This is a genomic window from Paenibacillus sp. IITD108, assembly GCF_036541265.1.
Classification (GTDB): Bacteria; Bacillota; Bacilli; order Paenibacillales; family Paenibacillaceae; genus Pristimantibacillus.
This window is the reverse complement of the sequence record NZ_JAZHCT010000035.1, coordinates 35,526-59,904: the sequence shown is the minus strand read 5'-3', so window position 1 is coordinate 59,904 and position 24,379 is coordinate 35,526. Positions and strand designations below refer to the sequence as shown.

19 protein-coding genes are annotated in these 24,379 nt (G+C 39.1%); 6 read left to right on the top strand and 13 right to left on the bottom strand.

Going from position 1 to position 24,379, the window contains the following annotated elements; genetic code table 11:
• Positions 1-73: 73 nt before the first annotated feature.
• The 10 genes from V1L65_RS23590 to V1L65_RS23545 all read right to left on the bottom strand — a co-directional run bounded on the left by V1L65_RS23590 (position 74) and on the right by V1L65_RS23545 (position 7,424).
• Positions 74-379 carry a MazG-like family protein gene (locus V1L65_RS23590; RefSeq protein WP_331701706.1) on the bottom strand — a complete coding sequence of 102 codons (306 nt, stop codon included), beginning with the start codon at positions 377-379 and terminating at the stop codon, positions 74-76.
• A 532-nt stretch (positions 380-911) separates the two neighbouring features.
• Entirely contained in the window at positions 912-1,859 is a 948-nt protein-coding gene (locus V1L65_RS23585; protein ID WP_331701705.1) for a phosphotransferase, read from the bottom strand.
• 7 nt (positions 1,860-1,866) lie between these two features.
• A complete protein-coding gene (locus tag V1L65_RS23580) occupies positions 1,867-2,544 on the bottom strand; it encodes an ABC transporter permease (RefSeq protein WP_331701704.1) in 678 nt (225 codons plus the stop codon).
• A complete protein-coding gene (locus V1L65_RS23575) occupies positions 2,537-3,460 on the bottom strand; it encodes an ABC transporter ATP-binding protein (RefSeq protein ID WP_331701703.1) in 924 nt (307 codons plus the stop codon). Before V1L65_RS23575 ends, V1L65_RS23580 begins: the two co-directional genes overlap by 8 nt.
• A gap of 151 nt (positions 3,461-3,611) precedes the next feature.
• Positions 3,612-4,547, bottom strand: coding sequence for a sensor histidine kinase (locus V1L65_RS23570; protein ID WP_331701701.1), 936 nt, complete (start codon positions 4,545-4,547; stop codon positions 3,612-3,614).
• A 3-nt stretch (positions 4,548-4,550) separates the two neighbouring features.
• Complete coding sequence (locus V1L65_RS23565; RefSeq protein WP_331701700.1) at positions 4,551-5,246, bottom strand: response regulator transcription factor; 696 nt, start codon at positions 5,244-5,246, stop codon at positions 4,551-4,553.
• A gap of 137 nt (positions 5,247-5,383) precedes the next feature.
• On the bottom strand, positions 5,384-5,524 hold the full coding sequence (locus V1L65_RS23560) for a hypothetical protein (protein ID WP_331701699.1): 141 nt from the start codon (positions 5,522-5,524) through the stop codon (positions 5,384-5,386).
• A gap of 28 nt (positions 5,525-5,552) precedes the next feature.
• Positions 5,553-6,194 (bottom strand): ABC-2 transporter permease, encoded by a 642-nt coding sequence (locus V1L65_RS23555; protein ID WP_331701698.1) that lies wholly within the window; start codon positions 6,192-6,194, stop codon positions 5,553-5,555.
• Positions 6,195-6,198: 4 nt separating this feature from the next.
• The gene (locus V1L65_RS23550) at positions 6,199-7,047 is read right to left on the bottom strand and encodes an ABC transporter ATP-binding protein (RefSeq protein WP_331701697.1); all 849 of its coding nucleotides are present in this window, start codon (positions 7,045-7,047) and stop codon (positions 6,199-6,201) included.
• A complete protein-coding gene (locus tag V1L65_RS23545) occupies positions 7,044-7,424 on the bottom strand; it encodes a GntR family transcriptional regulator (RefSeq protein ID WP_331701696.1) in 381 nt (126 codons plus the stop codon). The genes V1L65_RS23550 and V1L65_RS23545 overlap by 4 nt, the downstream gene beginning before the upstream one ends.
• 241 nt (positions 7,425-7,665) lie before the next feature.
• Here V1L65_RS23545 and V1L65_RS23540 point away from each other — a divergent pair, with 241 nt between their 5' ends.
• Positions 7,666-9,186: a serine hydrolase domain-containing protein gene (locus V1L65_RS23540; RefSeq protein WP_331701695.1), complete on the top strand. Its 1,521-nt coding sequence runs from the start codon at positions 7,666-7,668 to the stop codon at positions 9,184-9,186.
• Between the two features lie 138 nt (positions 9,187-9,324).
• The gene (locus V1L65_RS23535) at positions 9,325-10,047 is read left to right on the top strand and encodes a hypothetical protein (protein ID WP_331701694.1); all 723 of its coding nucleotides are present in this window, start codon (positions 9,325-9,327) and stop codon (positions 10,045-10,047) included.
• A 130-nt stretch (positions 10,048-10,177) separates the two neighbouring features.
• On the opposite strand, the gene V1L65_RS23530 is transcribed toward V1L65_RS23535, so the two are convergent.
• Positions 10,178-11,095 carry an AraC family transcriptional regulator gene (locus V1L65_RS23530; RefSeq protein ID WP_331701693.1) on the bottom strand — a complete coding sequence of 306 codons (918 nt, stop codon included), beginning with the start codon at positions 11,093-11,095 and terminating at the stop codon, positions 10,178-10,180.
• 118 nt (positions 11,096-11,213) lie between these two features.
• On the opposite strand from V1L65_RS23530, the gene V1L65_RS23525 reads away from it, so the two are divergent.
• From V1L65_RS23525 to V1L65_RS23515, 3 genes are all read left to right on the top strand, one after another.
• Entirely contained in the window at positions 11,214-12,260 is a 1,047-nt protein-coding gene (locus tag V1L65_RS23525) for a glycoside hydrolase family 88/105 protein (RefSeq protein ID WP_331701692.1), read from the top strand.
• A 607-nt stretch (positions 12,261-12,867) separates the two neighbouring features.
• Positions 12,868-13,902: a Cfr family 23S rRNA (adenine(2503)-C(8))-methyltransferase gene (locus V1L65_RS23520; protein ID WP_331701691.1), complete on the top strand. Its 1,035-nt coding sequence runs from the start codon at positions 12,868-12,870 to the stop codon at positions 13,900-13,902.
• A gap of 198 nt (positions 13,903-14,100) precedes the next feature.
• Positions 14,101-15,222 carry a DUF2515 family protein gene (locus tag V1L65_RS23515; protein WP_331701709.1) on the top strand — a complete coding sequence of 374 codons (1,122 nt, stop codon included), beginning with the start codon at positions 14,101-14,103 and terminating at the stop codon, positions 15,220-15,222.
• Between the two features lie 404 nt (positions 15,223-15,626).
• Here the strand turns inward: V1L65_RS23515 and V1L65_RS23510 are convergent, their stop codons facing one another.
• On the bottom strand, positions 15,627-16,226 hold the full coding sequence (locus V1L65_RS23510) for a TetR/AcrR family transcriptional regulator (protein WP_331701690.1): 600 nt from the start codon (positions 16,224-16,226) through the stop codon (positions 15,627-15,629).
• Between V1L65_RS23510 and V1L65_RS23505 the strand changes: the two genes are divergently transcribed.
• Entirely contained in the window at positions 16,206-16,706 is a 501-nt protein-coding gene (locus tag V1L65_RS23505) for a hypothetical protein (RefSeq protein ID WP_442955716.1), read from the top strand. The two genes, V1L65_RS23510 and V1L65_RS23505, sit on opposite strands and share 21 nt — an antisense overlap.
• Positions 16,707-16,755: 49 nt before the next feature.
• Here the strand turns inward: V1L65_RS23505 and V1L65_RS23500 are convergent, their stop codons facing one another.
• The gene (locus V1L65_RS23500; protein ID WP_331701688.1) at positions 16,756-23,589 is read right to left on the bottom strand and encodes a beta-N-acetylglucosaminidase domain-containing protein; all 6,834 of its coding nucleotides are present in this window, start codon (positions 23,587-23,589) and stop codon (positions 16,756-16,758) included.
• Positions 23,590-24,379 lie beyond the last annotated feature (790 nt).

Here is a 24,379-nt window from a genome sequence, read left to right as displayed (position 1 = left end):
GGACAATTAACAATAGAGCCGCCATTCCTGCCTGCAGGACAAGCGGCTCTTTGCTGCTGCTCGGCTTGGTTTATCATTCATACCAAATTCTATGCTTGTTGAGCTCCATCTTTTTTTGACAGGCCTCTTCCAATTCGATTTCCAGCTGGTTTGCGAGATCTAAAATATTAAAAATCACATCATACATTTCGAGGCCTATATTTTCTTTAGCGAGCCGCACCTTTTCCTCCGTCGGGTAAAATGAAATGCTTAAAACTTCCTTTGCCAGCTCTCCCACTTCCGTCAGTAAATACAAGGTTCGGGTCTGGATCGTATTGACACCGAATCCCTTTTCCTCACTGAACTGCTTGGCATATTTTTGCATGCTTGAAATATCCATTGATTTGTCCTCTTTCATTCTCCTAAATTTCTAACGCGTAATAATGAGAGTGTCGCCCCATTGTGGATAAGGTAACGAGTAATAAAAAAGGGGTACACTGTGATCAAGTTTGGGTTGCCACAATGAATCAACAGCCTTAGTAATTGCTTTATTCACTATGATGATATCTAAAATTGGATTGAGTATAAATGTCCAAAACAACTTAATCGAAGCAATCCATATTTATGGACGTTGATTTTTCATTAGTCTGTCCTCTTTTAATAGTCTTCATTTTGCACAAATATTAACATTATTTGATTTTTCACAGACTTGCAGATTATATGCTAAAAGCGCTAATGTCATCATATGAAACAGCTGTTAATGGAATATTTACTGCTTCGCAAATCAAATGAAAGAAACGCAGCAAATAACGGCGTAGAAGCACAATAACTTCATATAGAAAAAAGCCTGCTGTTCTAAGCTATTTTAGCTTAGAGCAGTAGGCTTTGCAGAAAACTTCGAGAGCGTCGTGCATACTTAACTTGATAACCAATCAGCTATTAATTTCACGTATCTCTCTGCTCAAATGACTGATAGTTTCAGCTCGTTCCTGAGCGTCTTGCCGGTCAAATAAGATCTGTTCTATAAATTCCCAAATATCCTCTAATTTGCGCCGGTCCTGATAAAATTGCAGCACATCGGGGTTGATTGCAAATTCGTTATGGACCTTGCGATAGTTGGTCATAAATGCATGATAGTAAGGCTTATCAATAAAAAACATCAGATCGGCTTCAACAGGTGCCAGCTTTAGCCCTTCCCAGTCAATCAGCATCAGCTGCCGGCTGCTGGATTGCATCAGATTCCAATTATGGAGATCGGTATGACACAACGTCATTTTTAAGTTTCTTTTCATCAAATCTGCAGACAGTTTCTCTATGGAATCCATCAGCTTCATGAGCTGTACCATATGAGATTGTATTAATTCCCGTACTTCATAAGGCAGCTCGTCAATCGCCTGATCTACTACAGTCCTCATCTGAGCCAAAAAAGGAACTGCAAAGTCTTCCTTAATAGCTTTCGTTTCCACAGGGATTTCTTCCCCATACAAATGAAGCTCTGCAATCATTTTTGACAGCTCTTCAACCTGATCTCCCGTTAATTCCTTGTCACCAACCGTTTCGCCTTCGATATATTCATACAGCAAGTAGATTCCTTCATCATCTTCACATTTATAATCGCCGTTTTGGGTTAGTACGGGTACGGGGAGTCTGCCTCTCAATTGGCTATTGTGCATAAGCCAAACCGTTATTGGAACATATTGATCAATGAGAGCCGTCCACTTCGGTGTCGACGCCCGGCTTTTTTCATAAACCTTCAAAAAGAACGAACCATCGCCGCTGTATACCTTAAAGGCTAGTGCCGCCCAGCCGCCGCGCTGCGGTACAATCTTAGCAGCCTCCAGATCATACTTCACTTTCAAAAGGTGTTTCATTTTATCCATAAGCTATCTAGACCTCTCCTACACTTTCTGCTGTTTTTATAGAAAGAAATAAACTCAATGCTCCTATTCCACACAACATGACTACAATAAGCTCGCTATTTAACTGAAAAATCGATGAAAAGTTTGGTAAATTCATCGCTGTTACGGCGCAGATTACAGTGAGAATCGTTGCTCTTCTCCAAATGGCAAAGAAGAAAAGCGGAATAAAGCTAATTAGCGTAACCATAAATGATCCGGTAATCATACCGCTAAAGTAACTTACCAAATTCGATCCCGTTATTGAAAAATAAACAAAAGGAAACATTTGATTCATTAAAAAGGTTGCTGCTCCTGTCAATAGATAAGAGACAATGGTAGTTAAAAAAATGAAAAAGGCGATAAAGATTACTTTTGCCGTGAACAGTTTTTTTCTGCTAATCGGATATCCGAAGGAAAGCGAGATCGTTTTATTTTTATATTCATCTATGAAAACCTGGCTGATTAGCGACGCTCCAAGCAGGACAATTCCTCTTTGTATCGATTGGATAAGCTCAAATAAAGAATCAAAGCTCTGACCAAAATCAGCACTTACAACTTTCACAAAAAAAACCGGCAGCCCCAGAAGAATAAACCAGTAAATAATGACCTCGCCCATAATAGATTTTTGCTTTAACTTTTTCCATTCCAGTCTTACCAGTCTATTCACTATTGCCACCCCCATTAATTTGCTTATAAAAATAGTCTTCCAATGAACTCGTATGCTTTTGGATGCCTTCTATCTCTACGTCATGTAATACTAGCAATTTAGAAATAGCATTTTGTGATTGTGTCTTATCATAAATTCGGATTTTGCGATCTTGTATAATTTTCATATTAGAAATCTGCAATTCAGTTTCAAGTAAATAAACGGTCTTTTCAACATTCGTAGTTATTAGCTCTATATATTCCGTTCGCTGCTCTCGAATATCAGCCAAAGTGACTTCATTTATTAAACTTCCGTTATGAATAACCCCAATTCTGTCCACAACCAGCTCCATCTCGCCTAGAATATGACTTGAAAGCAGAAACGTAATGCCGTATTCCTTATTCAGCATTAAAATTAAATCTCGCACATCCTTGATTCCTATCGGATCAAGCCCATTGATTGGTTCGTCCAGAACAATAAGTTCCGGCTTCGTAATGATTGCTCTGGCAATCCCCAGCCGCTGCTTCATCCCGAGCGAGAAGTCCTTCACCTGCTTATTATCAATTCCTTTTAAGTGAACTAAATCCAAGGCTTCTCTTATCGATTTATCATCGTAAAAACCTAAGTATTCACAATGAAGCTTTAAATTTTCAAATGCTGTTAAATGATCGAAAAAGATAGGATATTCAATAATACTGCCGACCCGGTTTAAAGCAGCCTTCGATTTTTCAGTAAGCAAGCGGCCAAACAATTGTATTTCTCCACTTGTCGGAATCATCAAGCCAGTCAGCATTTTCATAATAGTTGTTTTCCCTGCTCCATTTTGTCCGAGAAATCCATATATTTCTCCTTTTTTAATATGAAGATTTATATTGGAAACGAGCTCTTTGCCTTTTGTTATTTTTGTTAACCCAATTGTTCGAACTACGTCGCTCATTGCATTCCCTCCCTTTAGTATCATCATAAGGAACATCATTATCTTATTTCTTTCTCATTCCTTACAAATTTCTTAAGCACTCGATTCATTGGGGAGAGGGTAACCAGCAATAGAAAAGGAGTGCACTGCGATCAAGTTTGACTTCCGTTAATTAATATGTAATTCGTTTTAATACACAAGTAAAAACCGTTTTTTCATACGGCTTACTGCTTAGATGGATCGAACCTTTCATAGCTTCTGTTAATCGTTTTGTAATGCTTAACCCTAGGCCGCTGCCTTGAAATTGTGGATTTCTTGCATCATCTAACGTATATAGCCGATCAAAAACCCGGGCTTGATGGACCTCGGATATTCCTTTTCCTTTATCCCAAATGTCTATCGCTATGTTTTTCCCGTCTTCTCGAAGCGTCAAACCAAATACTCCGCCATCACTTCCGTACCGAATGGAATTAGAAATTAAATTGTTAAGGATGCGATTTAACGCTTCTTCGTTCCCAAGGATATAATAAGGCTGTTCTGGAATTTCAATTTCCACCTGAAGATTTTTTGCTTGTAACCATTCATAAAATCCCAAAACATTTTTCCGGCAAATTTCATTGATCGATATTTTGCTTAGAGGAATGGCATAATCATCTGATTCAATTTTGGCCAGGTCAAAAAATTTGTTCATTAGGGCTATGACACTTAACGTTTTTTGATGGAGGTTTGAAACAACTTCATGCCGCTCTTTCCCCACCAGGCTTTGATCCATTTTTAATTTTTCCGTATACCCTAGAACAACAGTCAGTGGAGTTTTTAAATCATGAGACATATTGGAGAGCATTTTTCTTAAACTGTCCTTTGTCCTTGCATAGTCTGCAATTACCTTTTGGTTATAATCCAAGAGACGGTTAATTTGAATAAGGAAAAATTGAATATGCTTTTGGTCTGTTTGAAGAAACACTTTTTCTGAGGACTCTTTTTCCAAAATGTCAGTTAATTTATCACTAATTTCATGAAGACTCAAGTTCAATTTTCTTCTGGAAAGGTATTGCCAGCCATTAAGGATAACTAAGCATACAGTAATTGCACTTAATACAACGATCATAAGCTACTCACCCAATTTATATCCGATTCCCCAAACCGTTTGAATATATTGGGGGTTTGACGGATCCTCTTCAATTTTTTCCCGAAGCCTTCTGATATGTACATTGATTACATTTTCATTTCCATAATAGTCATCTTCCCAAATAAAATGATAAATCTGCTCCTTTGTAAACACTCTCTTTTGGTTCGTCATAAAGAGCTTTAATATATGAAATTCCTTCGAAGTGAGCTGGATGGACTTCCCCTTAACTTGGGCAGAAAAAGTATCAGGGTCTAGGGAGAGCTCCTTGAAGTAAAGAGGAGCAGGTTTGGATTGTTCCTCTCTCGGAACATATTGCGTTGCCCTCCGTATAGCAGCATGCACCCTGGCGGTCAGCTCAATCATGGAAAAAGGCTTGCTTATATAATCATCGGCTCCAAACCCGAGCCCTAAAGCTTTATCGATGTCAGTTCCTTTCGCTGAAATAATCAGTACAGGAATTAAACTATTTACTCTTATTTGTTTCAATACATCCATACCGCTTATTTTAGGAAGCATTAAATCCAGCAAAATCAAATCCACTTTATTTTTCTGAAGAAGAGCGATAGCCTCCTCGCCATCAAACGCAGTAAGCACTTTAAAATTTTCCAGCTCCAAATGACTTTTAACCAGCTTACTAATATCACTATCATCTTCTACCAGCAAAATACTGTTTGGCACGTACTCACTTCCATTCCGTCCGTAATGTTTGAATACCACTATTATACATTCCTGATGTGGTTCATCCCAACTAATTGAAAAATCAATCGATAAAAAGAAAAAAAACGCCTCCTGTTTGAGACGTCATGTAACCATTCTTATTCCTTCAGCTTCCAAGCACTAATAAAAAAAGCAACAGCCCCAATAAGCGGAAATACGGCTAAATAACTCTTGTTCATCACCTGCCCGATAAACACAATTGCAAGAATGATTCCAAATAAAGTATGCTTCTCTTTCATCTAAGTCTCCTCCCCTCCCAGTGCTTTTTTACAAATCATGGGAAGCATAAATTCTACTCGATAAAGAAAGAGATATTGCACCTACTGCACATGCTAGCAGAACAAAGAGAAGCCCCTGCATAGGTTGGGAAATCGGAATTGCAGCAAAATCAATACTGTTATTTTGTAGTACCTTGACAACATTCGGCATGACGAACGGAGTAAGAAAAATCATGAAAAAGAAAATATATTTGGACTTCTCATACCCAAAACGATATTGGACAGGAATAATAATACCGAATGCAATATGAAGGATAAGCATCGCTAACCCGATATCATAAAGATTTAGAAATCGCATCTCAATCGGAGATAATAAAGCTGTGAGCGTGTAGAGGATAAAGCATCCTCCAAAAAGTACAACAATGAGTATATATTTGGAGATTACTAGCTTGTTTCTTGTATAGGAAGTTGCACATAAATAAGCGGCACCCCGAAATTTATCTTCCGCCATGGATACACTGTTAAACAGCAAGTATACGATAAATAACGTGCTTAAAAAAAAGGAAAGGAATTCGCTGCCAGCCAACAGCTTTGTTTGGATAAAAACAGGAAGTACCAACGCTGCAATAAACAATACGATCCAGTATTTTTTTGCTAAAAATAAATCTTTTTTCACCAAATGATATATCATATCATCACCTCTTAATGTAACTCAACATAATATCCTCAATGGATGGCCTTTCTATCAACACATTTTTCATTTGTCGCCTTACCTTTTCTTTATCCGTAGTCAAGCCGGTAAATCCATATCCAGTTTCATTTATAGTTAAAAACAAGGATCTGCTTTGATCATTCAGTTCATTCTTATCTCCTTTAACCAATCCATGCATATCTAGTAAAAGATCTTTATCCTCACTCAAAATAATCCGGCCATCATGAAGTAAAATAATCATATCTGCAATCTTATCCAGATCGGAGGTAATATGAGAAGATAGGAAAACACTTTTGCCCTCTCCGACATACTCGAGTAAAATATCCATAAGCTCCTTTCTAATTTGCGGATCTAATCCACTTGTTGGCTCATCCATAATCAATAAGTCAGCCTGATGGGAAATAGCGAGTGCAATAGCATACTTCATGCGCATCCCTTTAGATAGAGTGCCAATCTTTTGATTCAATTGCAGACCAAAGCGTTCGATATTTCTGTTAAACAAACGATTATCCCAGCTGCTATAAGAGGCAGCAATCACATTTTTCATTTCTGTTAATGTTAAATCATCATAGAAATAGCCATCATCTAACACTAAGCCGATTCGATTTTTGAAATCTCGCTCATTATTTTGAATACTCTGCCCAAAAAACTTTATATCTCCTGCATCCTTTTGAATTAATCCTAGTAAAAGTTTAATAAAGGTTGTTTTTCCAGCACCATTTACACCTATAAAACCGGTTATGCATCCCTCAATTATTGAAAAACTAACGTTTTCCAATTTGAATCCGCCCAATTGCTTCGTTAATCCTTCAACCTCCAGAATAGGTTTCATTCGTCTTCCTCCTCGAACAACAAATCCATCATCGCGTAAATCTCACTTTTCCCTATACCAAGCATACGCGCTGTTTCCCAGGCTTCAGCCAGTTTTACTTCGACCATACGCCGTTTAGATTCCAATAATAGTTCGACATTTTCTCTGGCAACAAATGATCCTTTGCCCGCTCTTGTAGTGATGAACCCTTCTGACTCCAATTCATCGTAAACTCTTCGCGTAGTTAGTACACTAACTTGCAAATCGTTGGCTAATGCACGAATCGAGGGCAACATTTCGCCTTCTGGCAATTCTTCTTGGAGGATCGCTTGTTTAATTTGATTTTTAATTTGCTGATAAATCGGTAAATCGGAAGTATTGGTAATTATGATCTTCATAAAACCTCCAAAATCACGTTGAAAATAAACTGTGTATCTGATACATTAACAGCATACACAGAATATACAGCATTGTCAATAAACTACAATCTGCTGTAATTCGATTTCTGCACCATCAATTCCATCAGCTAAATCTGAAAAAGATAACCAGTATTGGAATTACATTGAAACAATAAGCTATGACTGTTCGTATTACATAGTCAAATGCAATAGAAACACAACAAGGAGAGGATATTATAAGATGAGAGGGATCAAATCAATCTTGTTAGGTGTTGTGCTTTTTATCTTAATAAACCCTTTTAGTTCAAATGCTTTAGCTCGGGAATTAGATGAAAAAAGGATTAGTGAAGAGAGATTGAAGTTGGCGGAAGATTATTTCAACGAGCAAATGCAGAATAACAACATAATTGGTGGTGTATTCGGAATTACCTATCAGGATAAGCTGATCCGATCGCAAGGATACGGAAAAATTGACAAGAAGACGAATCAAATGCCTAATGAGAAAACGGTATATTCTATCGCTTCAGTTACTAAATCATTTACAGCATCAGCCATCTATCAACTGCAGGATGAGGGGCTATTACATTTGGATGAACCTATCCGCACCTATATCCCTTGGTTCCGCTTTAAACAAGAAAAACTTAGCGACCAAATAACTTTGCGACATCTTTTAACCCATTCAGCTGGTGGGATTGGCTCCTTTCAAACCGATGGCCTTATTTTTGCGGAACGGAAAGCTCGGGATTCACTGGAAGACTATGTACGTTTGTTTAAAACAATCGAGGTTCAACAGAAACCAGGCCAATCAGGAAACTATTGTAATGGCTGCTATGATATATTAGGACTTGTTATTGAATATGTATCTGGTCTAAGTTATTACGACTATATCCAACAAAACATTCTCGATCCGCTTCAGATGAAAGAAACGGTCTTCGGAACCAAGCTTAATCAATTTGCAGATTCGCGACTAGCAAAAGAATATACGTGGTTTTTCACACAAAAAGTACACATCAACCGGTCTTTTGAAGCGTTTGGCAGCGCGCAAGATCCGGACGGTGGGTTATATAGCACAATTGAGGACCTCAGCAAGTTCCTGTCCGCTCAATTAGGTTTTACAGAGCACCCTCTCATGAATTCTCAAAGCATCGCAGATTCCAGAACAGATCATGTTTCCACGGAGCTCTTTGACGCCTTATATACAGCCAGCGGTTTTGAAACCAAACCATTGCACCAAAATAAAATCTTTTATAAAACCGGAGATGGTGTCGGATCAGCTTCTGCCATCCTGTTTATACCCGAGCAAGACCTGGGTGTTACGCTATTGCTCGGTGAATTTCATCCAGAAATACAGCTGACAATCGTCGAGGGCATCTCAGCAATTCTTTTGGGATATGAACCTGACTTCAACTCCGCACCGTTCACATTTGGAAAAACACTCGGTATCTTGTCCATTGCACTTTTGTTGGCAGGGATCGTTTTTCTTGGTTTTCTAATAAGGAGATTTCGAAAAAAATCATTCTATGCCAAGAGTCTTTCAAGATCTATCCTATCTTGGATGGGTTATGGCGCGGCTGCGGCTGCTTTCTGGCTTTTGCTCCTCAAAGTAAGGCCGACAAGCATAGGATTTTACGGCTATCCCTATGATCTAGCGATAGGAATACTCATGATTACAGGAGCATTAAGCCTATGGTTTATATATTACACACTGGTGATATCTCTTAAAAAATACAATAAAGAGAAATCCAACAATATAACCGCATAAAGGTGGGGTTGAAAAATTAATACAGTAATCAAAAAACGGATACCAAAAAGGACTGCCATCATCGTACTCTTATTTATCGCAATCACAGTATCTACGTTTGGATATCATCGTTATCAAGAAAACTTGGCATATCCCATTGTGCCTGTTGATATCAAAGCTGATTTTTTAACAGAGGCATACTTTTCCGAGCTCTCGGCACAGCACAAACAAATTCGTTCAGAGTATCAAAAATGGTATGTATTTGATCATTCCAAAGCGATTGCAGCTCACGCGATCCTTACTCGAATGATGCATGATTTGGAGAGTAATCCTGAAATTCTGCACGGACATAAGCAATTTGATTTGTTTTTTGATACGTTTGACCGAAATGTCAAGCAGCTCGCGTACATCACTGAAGAGCTTCATTATTTTCGAAATGTGCTGAATCAGTATGGAGAGGCCCCTGAGCGGCTAGATGAGATGATTGAGCTTGCAGCATGCGGCAAATGGCAGCTGTTCAGCGCAAGATATCATCGATATGAAGTAGAGGAGCTTGACGCTGCCTATCATGTGAAATTCATATCAGCTAATGGCCGCTTTGAAGTTGTTTATCATACACAGACCGGGCTGATCGTAACCGATCCGGTAAACATGGGCACGTATAATTATGCCCCTGGCAGCTTCAACCCATGGAAGTATTACCTGCATCACCAATTTGATAAAGTCCCTTGGACGAAATGGGGCAATACAGATGAGGTTTCATACAAAGAAATTACACAGAGAGAAATGAGACACGGTTCAAAGGAGCAAAAGAATAGTTCAGCAGAACTGAAACAGGCAATTAATAACAAAATGTCTGAATCTTCGATGTGCCAACAGTAGATAGATCGAACAAGCATTATTTTGTTCAACTTGTCAGAAAATCAATAGTGAAATAGCAAAAGAACCTTGACGTTTAAAAATGGCCCAATCAAGGTTCTTCTTTTTTATCTAAAGAAACTGATTACGAATTCTAGTAGTAGTAGGCTTCAGTTTTTCTTCCGCTATCGCGATACGCTCTTGGCGTAATACCATTCTGGCGTTTAAAAATGCGACTAAAATGAGATAAATCTTGAAATCCTGAACAATGTGCTATCTCAGTTATTGACATAGAATCGTTTTTGAGCAGTATTTTAGCTTTGTTAATCCGATAAGAAATCAGATAGTCCATAATCGTCAAGCCGGTTTCCTGCTTGAATATCCGATGAAGATAAGAACGAGACAAATGATATCTACTGCACAACTCTTCAATTCTCAACGGCTCAGCGTATCTCTCCGCTACCCAATCCATAATTCCTTCCACAATTTGCTTACGTTCTCCACTACTTGAAGAAAGAGCAGGCTGTATCCCCTGGTATCGTCCGAGATTAACGAATAGCTGTAAAATTAAACTTCGCACCGCCAGAGAAAAACATTTTTTACGCTCAATAAGTTCTCGCTCCAGTTGAACGAAGATATCCTGTACCACTAAAATCTGACGTGCATTAAGCTGCCAGCATAGCGACGCTTCCTCCTCGGTTGGAAGCCAATAATCAATTTCATATTCTTCGTTCAACTGTTTTTCTCCACCCAGTCCCTCCAGGTAAGTCTTATCGATGGATAAAATAAAACGATGAAACGGTTCTTCAGGCGCTGAGCGTGGCATATGCAGCGCATCCGGCGCGATTATTGTCAAAACTCCAGCCGTTAACTCATGAACCCCCCGTTCGGTAAGAAGCTTTCCCTGTCCTGCCAGGCACATATAGAACTCATAACCGCTATGAGCATGAAGAAACGGTTGTTGAATTTCTTGAGTGCGAAATACACAGTTAACGGGATAAACCATCAAAGCGCTGTTAGTTACTTCATCCACAACGTAATCTTCCCGCAGTGTTTTCTCATTTATATCCATACAACCCCCCACTTTCAGTTCACAATAATTCAATTGTATAAGAGAATTGACCAAGAATTTTACTCTTATCAACCTTATAGTAATAGTATAACAATTATTTATTTAGGAGGAGCTTCCTATGCCATTTACATCTCAAAAGGAAATTTTACTACAAAAAGCAGAGGCCGTATATCAGAAAATGCTTGAGGACCATACCGGTAATTGGGGAATGGATATTAACCATTGGGATTGGGTACCTGGTGTAGGTGTAATCTCAATTTTGGAGTATTATGAACAACGCGGTAAGAAAGAAATCCTTCAGCACTTGACGGATTGGGCTAACCAAAATTTGCACAAGGCTGAGAATCAGAAAGTAATTAACTCCATGGCTCCCTTCGCCATTTTCCCTGTGCTATATAACGAAACTGGCGATAAAAAATGGCTGCAGACGGCGGAGAAAATCGGTCAATGGATAGTGAACGAAGCACCTAGAACACGTGAAGGCGCATTGGAGCATACGGTAACGGAGGATGCCAGCTTCCCGGAACAAGTTTGGGCAGATACCATTTTCATGGCAGTTTTGTTTCTCGCAAGACTGAGCCGTTTAACCGGAAACACTTCGTATGCTCAAGAAGCTTTGCAACAGTTAAAATTACATCTTGCACTGTTGCAAGATGAGCAGACCGGTGTTTTATTTCATGGCTGGAACTGTATGGCAGGCGATCATATGTCAGCAGCACGTTGGACTAGAGCCAATGCGTGGATTGCTGTAGGAACACCTATGATTTTACAAGAGCTAGAAAAAATAGTAACACCGGACGAAGAGATTATTGATCGCTACAAGATTTTGATGAAAGCTCTTCTAAATTATCAGCAAGAAAACGGATTATGGAATACAGTTATGGACCAGGTTGATTTCTATCCTGAAACGTCCGGCAGCGCAGGAATCGCAGCCGGCTTACTAAAGGCATGGCGTATAGGTCTGCTGGATGAAAATATGATAGAACCGGTCAAAAAGACTGTTCTGGCCGTTCTCGACAAAATTGATGCTGATGGCACGGTGGCTGGTGTTTCAGGAGGCACACCTGTGATGCCTTCCATTGAAGCTTATAATCATATCCCTTGCTATCCTAGCCAGTATGGACAGGGACTAACCCTGATTCTTTTAGCGGAAGCTCTTAGATAAGAAAATAATAGGATAAAGTCAGGATATCGAATCGTTTACCTCCAATTAGTAACAAGCTTCCAGCACTGATTGTATGGGGCTTAAGTTGAAATGTTAACTTAAATATGCTAGAATACAGTCAAATATGACTAGGGAGTTGAAGGGAACAATGTAAATTTCTTGCTTAAATTACGAAAGATAAAACAAAAATTGTTTTATTCTTTGTAGAGCAAGAAAGTTACTTATTCTTTTCACTCGAATAAAAAACATTTTATCTCCCCTATTATTTGGGTTAGATTAAACATTGTTTATTTGGGCTACAAGAAAGGTAACTTTCTTGCAGCTCTTTTTTATTTTAATGAATAGACAAAGATTATTTTATATCAGGAGGTTGAAATGAATGTTTGAAGTTGTAAATGTTTATGTGAATCGTTCATTGTCCGTTGGTACGGTTCACGATCAAATTAAACGGATGCCGGGGCTTTATCCATCTATCGATAGATGCACGTAGCGACTCTAGCTACAAGCTTCGTGAGTATTAATCTATCTTGGTTATGGTTAATGCACATGCTTGAAACACGAATAAAGGTGCTAATGGCATTTTCTCCGGCTCAAGAGGAGAAAAAATATGAAATCAATTTCGAAGTACGAAAAAATTAAACACTTATTGTCAGATATGAAACAACCGGCATATCGGTTCCAGCAAATTGCAGATGCGATCTTCAAGCAAAGAATTGGTGAATATGACCGAATGACAATGCTCCCTAAAGGTATAAGGAACGAATTAATACAAAATCTTGGCGAACATGTTTTGAACTTAACACCTGTTATGAAAAAGACTTCCAATCAAGTCAATAAAGTGCTTTTTGCCATTGAAGGCAACGAACATGTGGAAGCCGTTCAACTAAGCTATGAGCGCGGCTGGAAATCATACTGCATATCCAGCCAATGTGGATGTGGATACGGTTGCCGATTCTGTGCCACTGGAACAATCGGGCTGAAACGAAATTTAACAGCAGATGAAATTACTGATCAACTGTTATATTTTCATTTAAATGGTCAGGCTTTAGACAGTGTTTCATTTATGGGTATGGGGGAAGCTTTAGCCAGTCCTTATATATTTGATTCGCTTAAGCTTCTAACAGATTCGCAAACCTTTGGCTTGGGGCATCGGAGAATTACAGTTTCAACCATTGGAATTTTGCCAGGAATCGATCGGTTAACAAAGGAATTTCCACAAGTTAATCTTACCTTTTCACTTCATTCTCCTTTCGACGAACAACGGAGTGAACTAATGCCTATAAATAATCGATTTCCGATCAATGATGTATTGAATAAGCTTGATCATCATATTCGTGATACAGGCAGGAAGGTATACATTGCGTATATATTACTTCGAGGAGAGAACGATTCAAATGAGCACGCAGAAGCTATTGTTGCTTTATTAAAGAACCGAGGTCCTTGGGAACATTTATATCATGTCAATTTGATTCCTTACAATTCAACCGACGTGACACCAAATAATTTTCGTCAATCTGACAAAGAACGGGTTCAAAGGTTTACCCATATTTTGAAGTCAAATGGAGTCAAAGTCACTGTGCGAACTCAATTCGGAACGGATATTGATGCAGCATGTGGTCAACTTTACGGGCACAATAAGTAAGGTCTCCAACGTGTAACAGGACGACTTAATCTGTATAAAATGCTTCTCCTTTTGTAATGAAGAAGAATCTAAAAACCCGCGGGAAGCCTTGTAAAATCAAGGCTTTTCGCGTTTTTTTGCTTTTCCTCGTCATCAATTTCTAATGCCCTCCATAAAATAATCATATAGACATCCGTCTTCATAAGGGAGGGAGCTGCTATCTTTTTTACAAGAAAACGCCAAATAACACCGCTTGAAACGATTCGCAAGCAATTAAAGAAAAAAATGAACCACTCCCCTTCCGTCTTGAATAAGCTAACTTTTCCAGAGATGGAGCTTTTGAATCAAATTAGGCAGATGACCCAGGAGCACAACCTAAATAATGTAACCCGAACAAAAGCCTATCTTGAGTTTTATTTGCGGCACCCTGAAATCCACTGGGCATTTTTAGGCCATATGGTATCACGGAACGGCGGATGGAACATGACCGATCTCAAGGGAGAGTTTCTGGGCAAACTGCTCTCACGCAAGGAGCAGGAATCATTTTTTCATTTTTTGGAACGCGGCAACTGGCTGATTTTTCAAGATATATACCCGCAATTTCTACTTTACGAGGAGAGTTTAAAGCAGAATAGACCGATGTTTTATCTATTTCCTCAACTAAATATTTCTATGTTTTTGGAAACGATTTGGGACTATTTTTGGAGCGATCGAGATACGTATATTTTATGTATAGCGTCAATCATTAATGAACAAAGCTATCTGGAACAGAGGGTTGTTCAACATCCCCATTATCAAAAAGAAGTATTCAACAAAATCGAGTTTCATTTACAGAATTGGCTGCCATTTAATCAAATTTTATTTCCTTCGGAAGGTACCCATGTAAAGGGACAGACTCTTCAACAATTCCAGTTGCTCCATGAGCGAATTTCACTTGGAAAAAGGCTATATGCCGTTTTATTTAAAAATACAGATTTTCATAGACAGGCGCTGGATTGGGCCAAATGTCATCCGCATACCGGATCAAGGAAAGATTATTGGCCGCATTTATTTAATGATGTAAATGAAGGTGTACCGGGAATTGCTTATCCCTTAAGGTTAAAATCGTGCCAGCTTCGCAAGGGAGCGAGGAGAATTTACAGCCCAAAGCTTGAACATGTCTGGAAAAATGTCAGCCAGCCGGAAGCAGAACCGGGAGATTGGTTTCATGATATAAGCGTGGTAGATTATTTAGACGATGACCTAGAAATGATGGATGGAGAGATTAAGATTGAATACTGCAAAACATTGGAGTGGCTCGAGGTAGCCGCACTTGCAAAAAAAGCGGCTAACCTTTTTTGAGCAAAAATAATTTAGTATGGGATACATCAGAAAAGAGACTGCCATGCGCGTGGCAGTCTCTTTTTTATTATATTTCTGGTATGTCGAGACATAGCCGCAGACCTGTGATTATCGAATTGCAAATATCTTCACGGCGTTCATGATAAGCATTTTGTCAAAAGTTTAATAACCGAGCAAAAGTCGTAATATCATCTGTTTAGAATTGTAACGGAACTGAAAGGCTCTATTTAGCAATAAAAAGGTGTTTTAAAACTGTAACGGAACTGTGGAGCACTATAGGTGATTTTTTCACCGTTTTGGTAGTGATTTTGAGTAAATAAAGTTTCTCAGTTCCTTTAGATTTTAGAATAAGCTGATTTCCGTACAATAGCGTGTTTAAGTTCCGTTACAGATGCCATTTTCAATTAAGAAAAAGATTCCTCCGTACAAATAGATTTCATATGATAGGTAACCAAATTTGTGATTTGTTCATAATTTACCCGCTTCGTATCTAGAAATGCATGCAGTGCTATGCCATCAATCAAAGCATATAACCGTTCGATCTCCAGTGCACAGTCAAGTTCAGGCCGCAGTATTCCTGACTCTTTCATGCTGCGAAGCATACGCTCCACTAGATCCAGTATACCATCGTGCTGCGCGTCAAATGCAGTTCCGCCGCTTCTATAGTGAGCGGTGTATGCAAACCAAACCTCCATTTCTGCCAGCTTGTTATCATCTGTTGGCAAAAGCTCCAGCAATATCCGCAGCACCTTTTGAAAAAGTGGCATGTCTAAGTCGATCAGTTCATTAATACGGGCTGTGGCCCGCTCTTTCACCAACCTCATCGAGAAGTCAATCAGCTCATCCTGAGTCGAGAAATAATGGCGCAAAGCACCAAGCGACAATCCCGTCTCCTGGGCAATATTTCTTACAGTCGCTCCTTTCATGCCCATCTGTCTTATGACACGTAAAGCAGCCTCGGCAATCAGTAATCTTCTTTGATCATGATCTACTATTTTTGTCATGTCTTCATTGTGTACCTGCTGCGAAAGGAACGATTAGGCTTTCTTCTGCTTGCGCTAACTCCGGTCATTGATTTAATCTTGCTTATCATTACAGGGCTCGACCTGTATCGCGGTGCTACTGCAACATCCGCGCATGCGATTTCTGCCGTGTATATCGGTGTATCCATCGCTTTCGGCAAAAGCATAATTGTTTGGGCAGATAAACGATTCCGCTTTTACATCCTCAAGCAGGGTGATAAACCGATTAAACGCTATGGCTATGACTATGCACGACATTATTTAAAAAGCTGGCTTAAACATGCTCTTGCCTACGCAATTGGTATAGGCTGTCTGTTCGGACTCATTTACATCGTTCAGGATCCAGAAAGAACCGAGGCTCTTGCGAGTACAATACGTTGGTGGTCAAGAATATTGGGCATCGATCTTTTAATTACCATCGCCTATTTTGTTTGGCCCAAAAAAGCACCACAACTAACTTAAAATATAAAAAAAAGGGAGCGAACCAGCCCGCTCCCTGCCATCTATATTACTAATCAATCATATCTAATGCTTTGAGTAAATTCATTTGTACAGTTGCCGCCTGTCCTCTTGTAGCTGCACCTTTAGGAGCAAAAGTTGTTGCGGACGTACCTTGCATAATCTTCATTTTATAAATTAACTCAATATCTGTTTGTAAGTTTGTATTTATCTGATCATAATCACTAAACTTATTGCCTAAATCAATATGATCCTTTGTAATAGCAATCTTTTCATATCTTAAAACCTCTGCTAAAATACTTGCCATCTCCTCTCGAGTAATAGGAGCATTCGGCATAAAGCTCCTGGACTGAAAATATGCCAATAGCCCTGCAGACTTTGCCTTCATAATGGCATTGTAATGCCATTCATCTTGCGTTACATCAGTATACATTTTTGTATCCTCTTGTATCGCTGGCAGCTTTATTGCATTGACAATCATTTGCACGAACTGAGCCCTGGTAACTTTTTTATCAGGCTGATACAATCCATTTCCGACACCCTTAACAAGTCCTTTAGCTGCTGCCTTTTCGATAGCAGCCCTTCCCCAATAGTCTGCATTTACATCTGCAAATTTAATGTTATTTTCAACTACTACATACATGCTGTTGGTGTTTGAACTAATCGTTACATACCATGCATTATTGATCTTAGTGGCTTTGGCTGGAACAAATTCTAATGCTTTAAGCGCTTCATTGTAATAAAAAGCTCCCCATGTTTCTGGCATGTTTCTCATACCTTCCGGCATTGAGATTACCCTTTTAATATCTTTTGCAAATGAATCTGCTTTACCCACAGACTTCCCTGTTTCTCTATTAATTATATCGATAGAAAAGTCTAATACGGCACCCATAACCTTACCATTTGGCCATGCATTTTTTAGTATTTTTTGAATTTCCTTATCACTTGATTTATCAGTTATCGTTATGGAAAAGTCTATAACCTCAGCTTTTAAATGGTTTTCGGCAATTATGCTGTCAAACTCTGAAACCAAGGATGCAAGATTTACAGGCACCTGATAACTGCCATATGGGGCTTTAACCTCAAAAACTAAATTAGAGTTTTCACTCTCAATATCGGTTAAAATGCTGGCGGCTATATTGACATATACGATGCCATATTGGTTTGGAGTAACCTCAAGCACAACAGAAGGCTTTGTTTTGTCAATTTTATCCACATCTAATTTAGTGCCGTTTTGATCGATCGTTATGGCTGGTTTATTGGGGCCTGTAATAATTGGACCTCCACTAGTTCCTCCATCTTCTTCCTTGTCGTCTATTCGTAGTCCACTCCGTGCATTTTTAAGATTTAATAAAATATCTCGCACTTCTGCCTGTGTAGGCTCACCTTGAAGTAATTCTTTAGCCTTTTCAAGTGCTGTTTGTAAAGCAATCCAGCTTGCTGCTGTATAGTTTGCTTCGACCAGGTCACCATTTGTAATCTTTTCTTCTATCTCTTGTATTTCCATCTCGAGGTCAGAAGTTTCTACTATAGCAGGTAGAATAGTAATAGTAATTTTAGCTTTAATATTTTGTGTATTTGCAACATCTTCAGGGATAATCAACGTTCCATCAAGGGTTTGATCTCCCTCAAACTCTGAATCATAATTACCTTCCATCCAATTAACGCTAGACAGTACGCTGTATCCATTATCTAGTTCAGTAACAACCTTGCCAGGCAGCGGCAGTTCATCAAAATCTGTACCGAAAGCAACCGTGATTCCTTTGGCAACGGCAGAAGTGATTTGCGGCGTATCTTCCAAGATTAAACGAACAGTAGCTTTAATATCATTTGTATTTGAGACGTTGTCAGGCAAGGATAATATTCCAGCTAAATTTTGTTCTTTAACATTAGCATCATACCCTTCGCTATTCCAAACCACTGGCAGGCTTAATGAACTGCCATCTGCTAACTCTACTACTGTCCTTTTAGGCAAGGTGAGATTGTTAAATTCCGTCCCTAAAATACCGAAAGCAGTTTGTTGTTCTACCTTAATAACATTTGGATCCTCATCTACTTTACGGGTGCCTGTTACTACTAATTCCTCTAACCCGATAGCGTGACCTGCTGCAGCCACATTCATTTGGGTGAAGTATAATCGAATAAAACGTTTTCCTGCAATCGGCTGATCAAAAGTAATTACATCAGTAGGATTACCGGCACCCCCATGTGGCTTGCTAATGGTGTGAATTGTCTCCCAGCTAGCATCACTTTCCTTGCTATCAGATAACTGCATAACATATGCTGTACCGTAAACGAGGTTGTAATATTTTGCCGAAACTGAGCTAATCTTATCTACATCATCACCTAAGTCTACAATAATCCAGGCCGGGTTTTGTTCTTGACCTACTGGCTGATCTTTCTTCTCTTTCATAAGATTACTGCTCCAGCGGCTATTTGTCCCATCTACTGCGTTAGAGCCCGGGAAATTCTGAGTCTCTGTACCCGATACATAAGTTGGTCGCTGCAATGCAAGGTTTTCTGGTTCAGATGATGTACCAAACGTCTTCTTGCCATTTACCACAATCTCTTTAATACTAATACCATTAGCAGCTTTTGCATTAATATTCATCTCTTTATAGTATATGCGTACATATCTGCCTTCCCCATTCGAATCGACTGGTATAGTGTGCTGTTCATTTTGAACGTCAGTAGGCTCCTTATTTACTTCTGCTGCCTTTGTCCACGTACTCTTGTCATCTGAAACTTGAATTTCATATTTTGTACCGCTAGCTTTAGCATGGTAATAAATATCTAAACTTTCAATTGTATTATTACCTTCGCCTAAATCAATAACAACCCAGTTAGCTCCAGATATTTGATTAGCCGGATTTAGATCATCCTTCTCTTTCATCTTATTGGCGCTCCAACGGGTATCTAAATTCCCATCTACTATGTTTTCACCTGACCAAGATCCCGCTATCTCTAAACCTGAAACTTCTACAGGCTGGTTAAGAGCAAGGTTTCCTTCTTTTGTTTCTCCCATTCCAGCTTTAACGGTTACTTTAGCAGTCAGTGTTATTTGAGCTTGGTTTGTTATGTTCGAAGGAAGCACCAATCTTCCAGTTGCTGTATACTCTCCTTTAGTTAAAGAATCGTATTTACTAGCACTCCAGTTTACAGGCAGCAGAGCTGTCTTCCCATTACTAAGTGTTACGCTCACCTTTTCTGGCAGTCCTACCATTTCCCATGGGGTACCATTATTAACAGTTACATCTTCAATGGGCGGTACGCTAAAGATACTAGGATAAACGATTGAAATCTCGTCATCTGGATCCACTCCATTTTCTCCTGAAGTAGAAAAGAAAATTTCTGCAATGGCAGGTGTCGTATTCTTACCCCATTCCAGACGCAGCTTTTGTATGCCATTCAAATGGCTGGTGTCAAACATAGTGGCGCTTTTATCAAGTATCCCAAGATTGGTCCAATTACCATCTAAGGACTGTGCTTTAACGACAGCTTTAGAAATGCTATTAGGATCTTGTAAAATATTAATACTATCTACGTTCACATTGTCGGAGAGTATATATTCAAAATAACCATCTTCAATATCTATAAGGCCAGGAGCAAACATGGTGGATAAATTTCCATCTACCATATTCTCAAATTGACCCATGGGTATTCCAGAAAAAGCACTGATTGTTTCTTCTTCTTCTGCCTTTTTGTTTATTTCTAATTCATGAAGCTTTAAGTAATAGCCATTATTTTTGGTAATCTCCAATTTAATGTATCTGGTCATCATTCCATTGCCATTCCCCTCCACATAACGATACGGAGGGTCTAAACGACTATCACCTCCACCATCATTAACAGTGGCAATTGTCGTCCAATCACTTTTATTTTCTGATATAGAAAGGGTTCCATTATAAACTTGTGGATTTCCATCATCCGTTAAAAGGGTTACATCATATACTTTTGTTAGCACACCAAGGTCTACCGTGATGTATTGTCCCATTGCTTGAGCCTCATTGGTCCAGGCAAAAGTGTTTTCCTTTCCGTCAAAAAGATTTTCCCAGCTGCCTTCCTTTAAAGCATTCTTTAAATTGGTTTCAATAACCTTAGGTTTCATGTCTACTCTGGTTAAAGAAACAGATAAACGATCAAAATCAAAGGTTATGGGCTCATCACTGGTATTATATAGCCTGACATAACGCAGGGTAGTATTTCCAGATAAAGCAGAGGCATCTTCCCACTGGGCTTTATTTAAGGAATATTCCAGCATAATTCCATTTGGTAACGCAGGATTTACTGAAATAGCATGAACTCCCACAATCTCTGACAAGCTAATTCCCACATATCCTTTAGCAGGCAAGGTTATTTTATCTGATGCTGCAGTAAGCGTATAGTCAGTACCATCTACTGCAATGGCACTATCTTTTAATTCATCTACATTAGTGAATACACCAAACGGGGAAGCGTTTCCATTAATCTTAAATTCACGGATAAAGGTCCAATAATCCGGTTTTCCCGGGGTTCCAGTTTCAACAAGCCGAACTCGTATATACCGAGCCTTAATGTTAAGCTCCTTCATTTCGATGCTGCGTGAATCCACAAGCGGCACTAAGGTGCTCCACTTGTCACCATCAGTGGAGTATTCTAATGCAGCCTTATGAAAATAATCGTGATCTGTATCATTTTTTCCTTGTAAAATGGAGATACTATTGACGGATATAGCCCTTCCAATGTCTATTCCGAAATAGTCATCTTTTTTCTGTACTGTTTGGAAACTAGCATAGGTGCTTAAATTGCCATCAAATATTTTGGCTGTATTACTAGAGTCACTTACTTGTTGTCCACCCATTACCCCATAAAAAGAAGCGAGAAACTCCGTGCTGTCAGGATTAAGGAGAGGAGTAAGTTTATTGGTTACAAAGGGAATTAACCCTGCAGCAAAAGGCTGCAGCCTTTTAGTACCTGCTTTAGCACGCGTCTCATTAGGAAAGGTCGTATAACTGTCCCAAGTTGAAAGGGCTCTGCTGGCAGTCGATAGACTTCGCCAAGCCGTGTCCACATCCTTCTGTTCCAGTGCTATAACTGCTTGGATAGCCTCCTTGCCAGCAGTCGCAACATCCTTTAATGATCTAAGCCACGGATCCAGCTCTTCGATCAAGATAAGGTTATTGCCATTTTTCCGAAAATCTTCAACAGCGAATAGTATGTTATCAAATTCCCTTAGTAATTCCAAGGTTTGTTCATCCTGCGATATAGGCTTACCGGAGGTTGCATAGGCTAACACTTTCTCTAGACTGTCTTTTATATATTCACTTTCTGGAAAGCCTGCTACACGAGAAGAATTAGGTGCGTTAGCAACATTTCTTCCGATCGTCAGATAAGACTCATATACTTCTGGCTGCAGATATTTAAAGCTGTCTTCCCAAAGCGTTACGGCATACTCGCTATAGTTTTGGTTATTCCAAAACAAGCTAGCCAGCTGGAATAATCCTACTTTATTTGTTTCTGTAAATTGAGACGGGTTAGATACAGCACCTCCAAGTCCATTTACACCATCACGGACATAGTGGCTAATCTCTCCCAGGTAAATTCCTGATTTTGCATGCTCATTTACTGGATAGTTGATCCAAAACATAGGTTCCAGGCCCGTTTTATTAATAAGATAATCAATGCTGCTTTGGGCAATAGGACTATTCACATCCTGGCCCGTCCAGTAAATCATAATACGTTTATCAAGCTTGCTTAAAGCTTCAAGCTCTTTTCCATTCCCTGACCAATTAACGTTGTATCCCTGTGGACAATAAACAATCGGTTCTAAACCTTCTCTTTGATCAACGTAGTCTGTCATTAGGCGATTTAGCAGCGCTACAACATCTTCGTTACTGCCAGACCCAAAATCATCGTTTAGTACATCGATACGCCGAACACCAGCATCATAGAGCTGATCAAACTTTGCAGTTAATAGATTATAACGTTTCTCATACTCTTGCGGATGTGTGTCTATCGTTATTCCTCTAAAAAAGGACTCCAGATGCACAGACCAAACAAATTTAACCTTTGTTTCTTTCCCTACTTCCACAAGCTCTTTTATCTGGTTTATTTGATTCCCGGGGTATGGTTCTGCCCATTTTGACCTATGGTATTCATCCCCTTTTGCGGCATATACAAAACTGTTCATTTTTACATCTCGGGAGCTGCGCATTAAGCTGGCACGCCCTTCATGCTCCCAAGCGCCGTAAAACCCTTCTACAATACCCCGGTACTTCATTTCAGCCCAATCTTCAATATGAACTGGCAGGAAATACAGTCCTGCAAATGAAGAAAACATCATCTGCAGAGTGGCAATGCCATAGTAGGCGCTATCTGTGTCTTTCCCTAAAATAGTAATAACATCTTCCTGGGCATCTAACATATAGGAGTCAATTTTATCAAATAAATCAGGACCATTATTCATAGTAATAGCGCTATTAACGTAGCTGTCAACAATGTCACCTGAACCTGATATTCCTACTAAAATATTTGTTTTATTATTATCAATCTGGTCACTTTCCGTATAGGCTACATTATATTTTTCCAGAATCTCTTTTAGAAAGTTTTTGGTATACACATCAATACCATTTTCACCGTCTTCAAAGACCAGATTCACTCCATTTCCTAGAGTAAAACGTTCCCCCCCTAAGTATGTAGTAGAATGCGGGACAGGATAAATTTCGTACTTGTCTGCATAGTCAGAAAATCCTTCTTTTAACAATGTAGGAATACTATCATCTGTTGGCGGCACAAATGCATTTACTGGCATAACGTTTGAAAATAACATTGTTATGCATAAAATCACTGCTAATACTGTTGAATTTAGCTTATTAAGCCTACTCTTGGCATTCATTTTTTTCCCCATTAAAAATACCTCCTGATTAGATGATTTCAAAAGTTCTTTTAACATATTTTTCAAACTCTTTACTTGTAAGCGTATCCAAATTGGTATAGAACGGTAAGTATGAAGTTTATTACAACCTTTACAAACCCAAACGCTTAATAATCCACAACAAAAAAAAGCTCATCAGAGAATATCTCGAACTCTGCAAATATGAGCTTGTCAATAATGCATACAAGGAAGAATCGACCCAGTCTACATCCATCTCGTCCAGCTCGCGGTAGCTAAGTACATTTTATACATCTAGATTCTGCTTTTTTATCGAATAAACGGTTCTACATGGATTTCATGCATCTAGTTTCAAGGAATTCCTCTATATATTGCGAAACGCGCCAAACTAAGTGCAGTTTTTCCCCTTAGAATCACAAAAAAGCCAAATTTCTTAAAACTAAGTACAGGAAATGCAGTTAGTTTAACGCGCGAGTGCTCGTTCCACAAAAACTTTTTCCGCTACAAGGGGAGCCAATAAGCATATGTTCTAGCGCCTCACAGAAGGGTGTCGATTAATTGTGGACAACTATGAAAAAGCAATAAGATAGGGCTCGGAGAGTAAGATTGGGAATGGAGAAGCGGCAGCGTCCGCCTTTGTAGGCCAATTTTATCCTTTAAAAGAGTTAGTTGCACAACACGATTTTGCACAAAATGCTTGACAAGAAAACCCAGCGTATGATAAAAAATAATTAACGCATACGAATGCGTAACACGCAAGCAAATGTGTTTACTCATACGAATGCGTAAATGTAGCAGGCTTTTC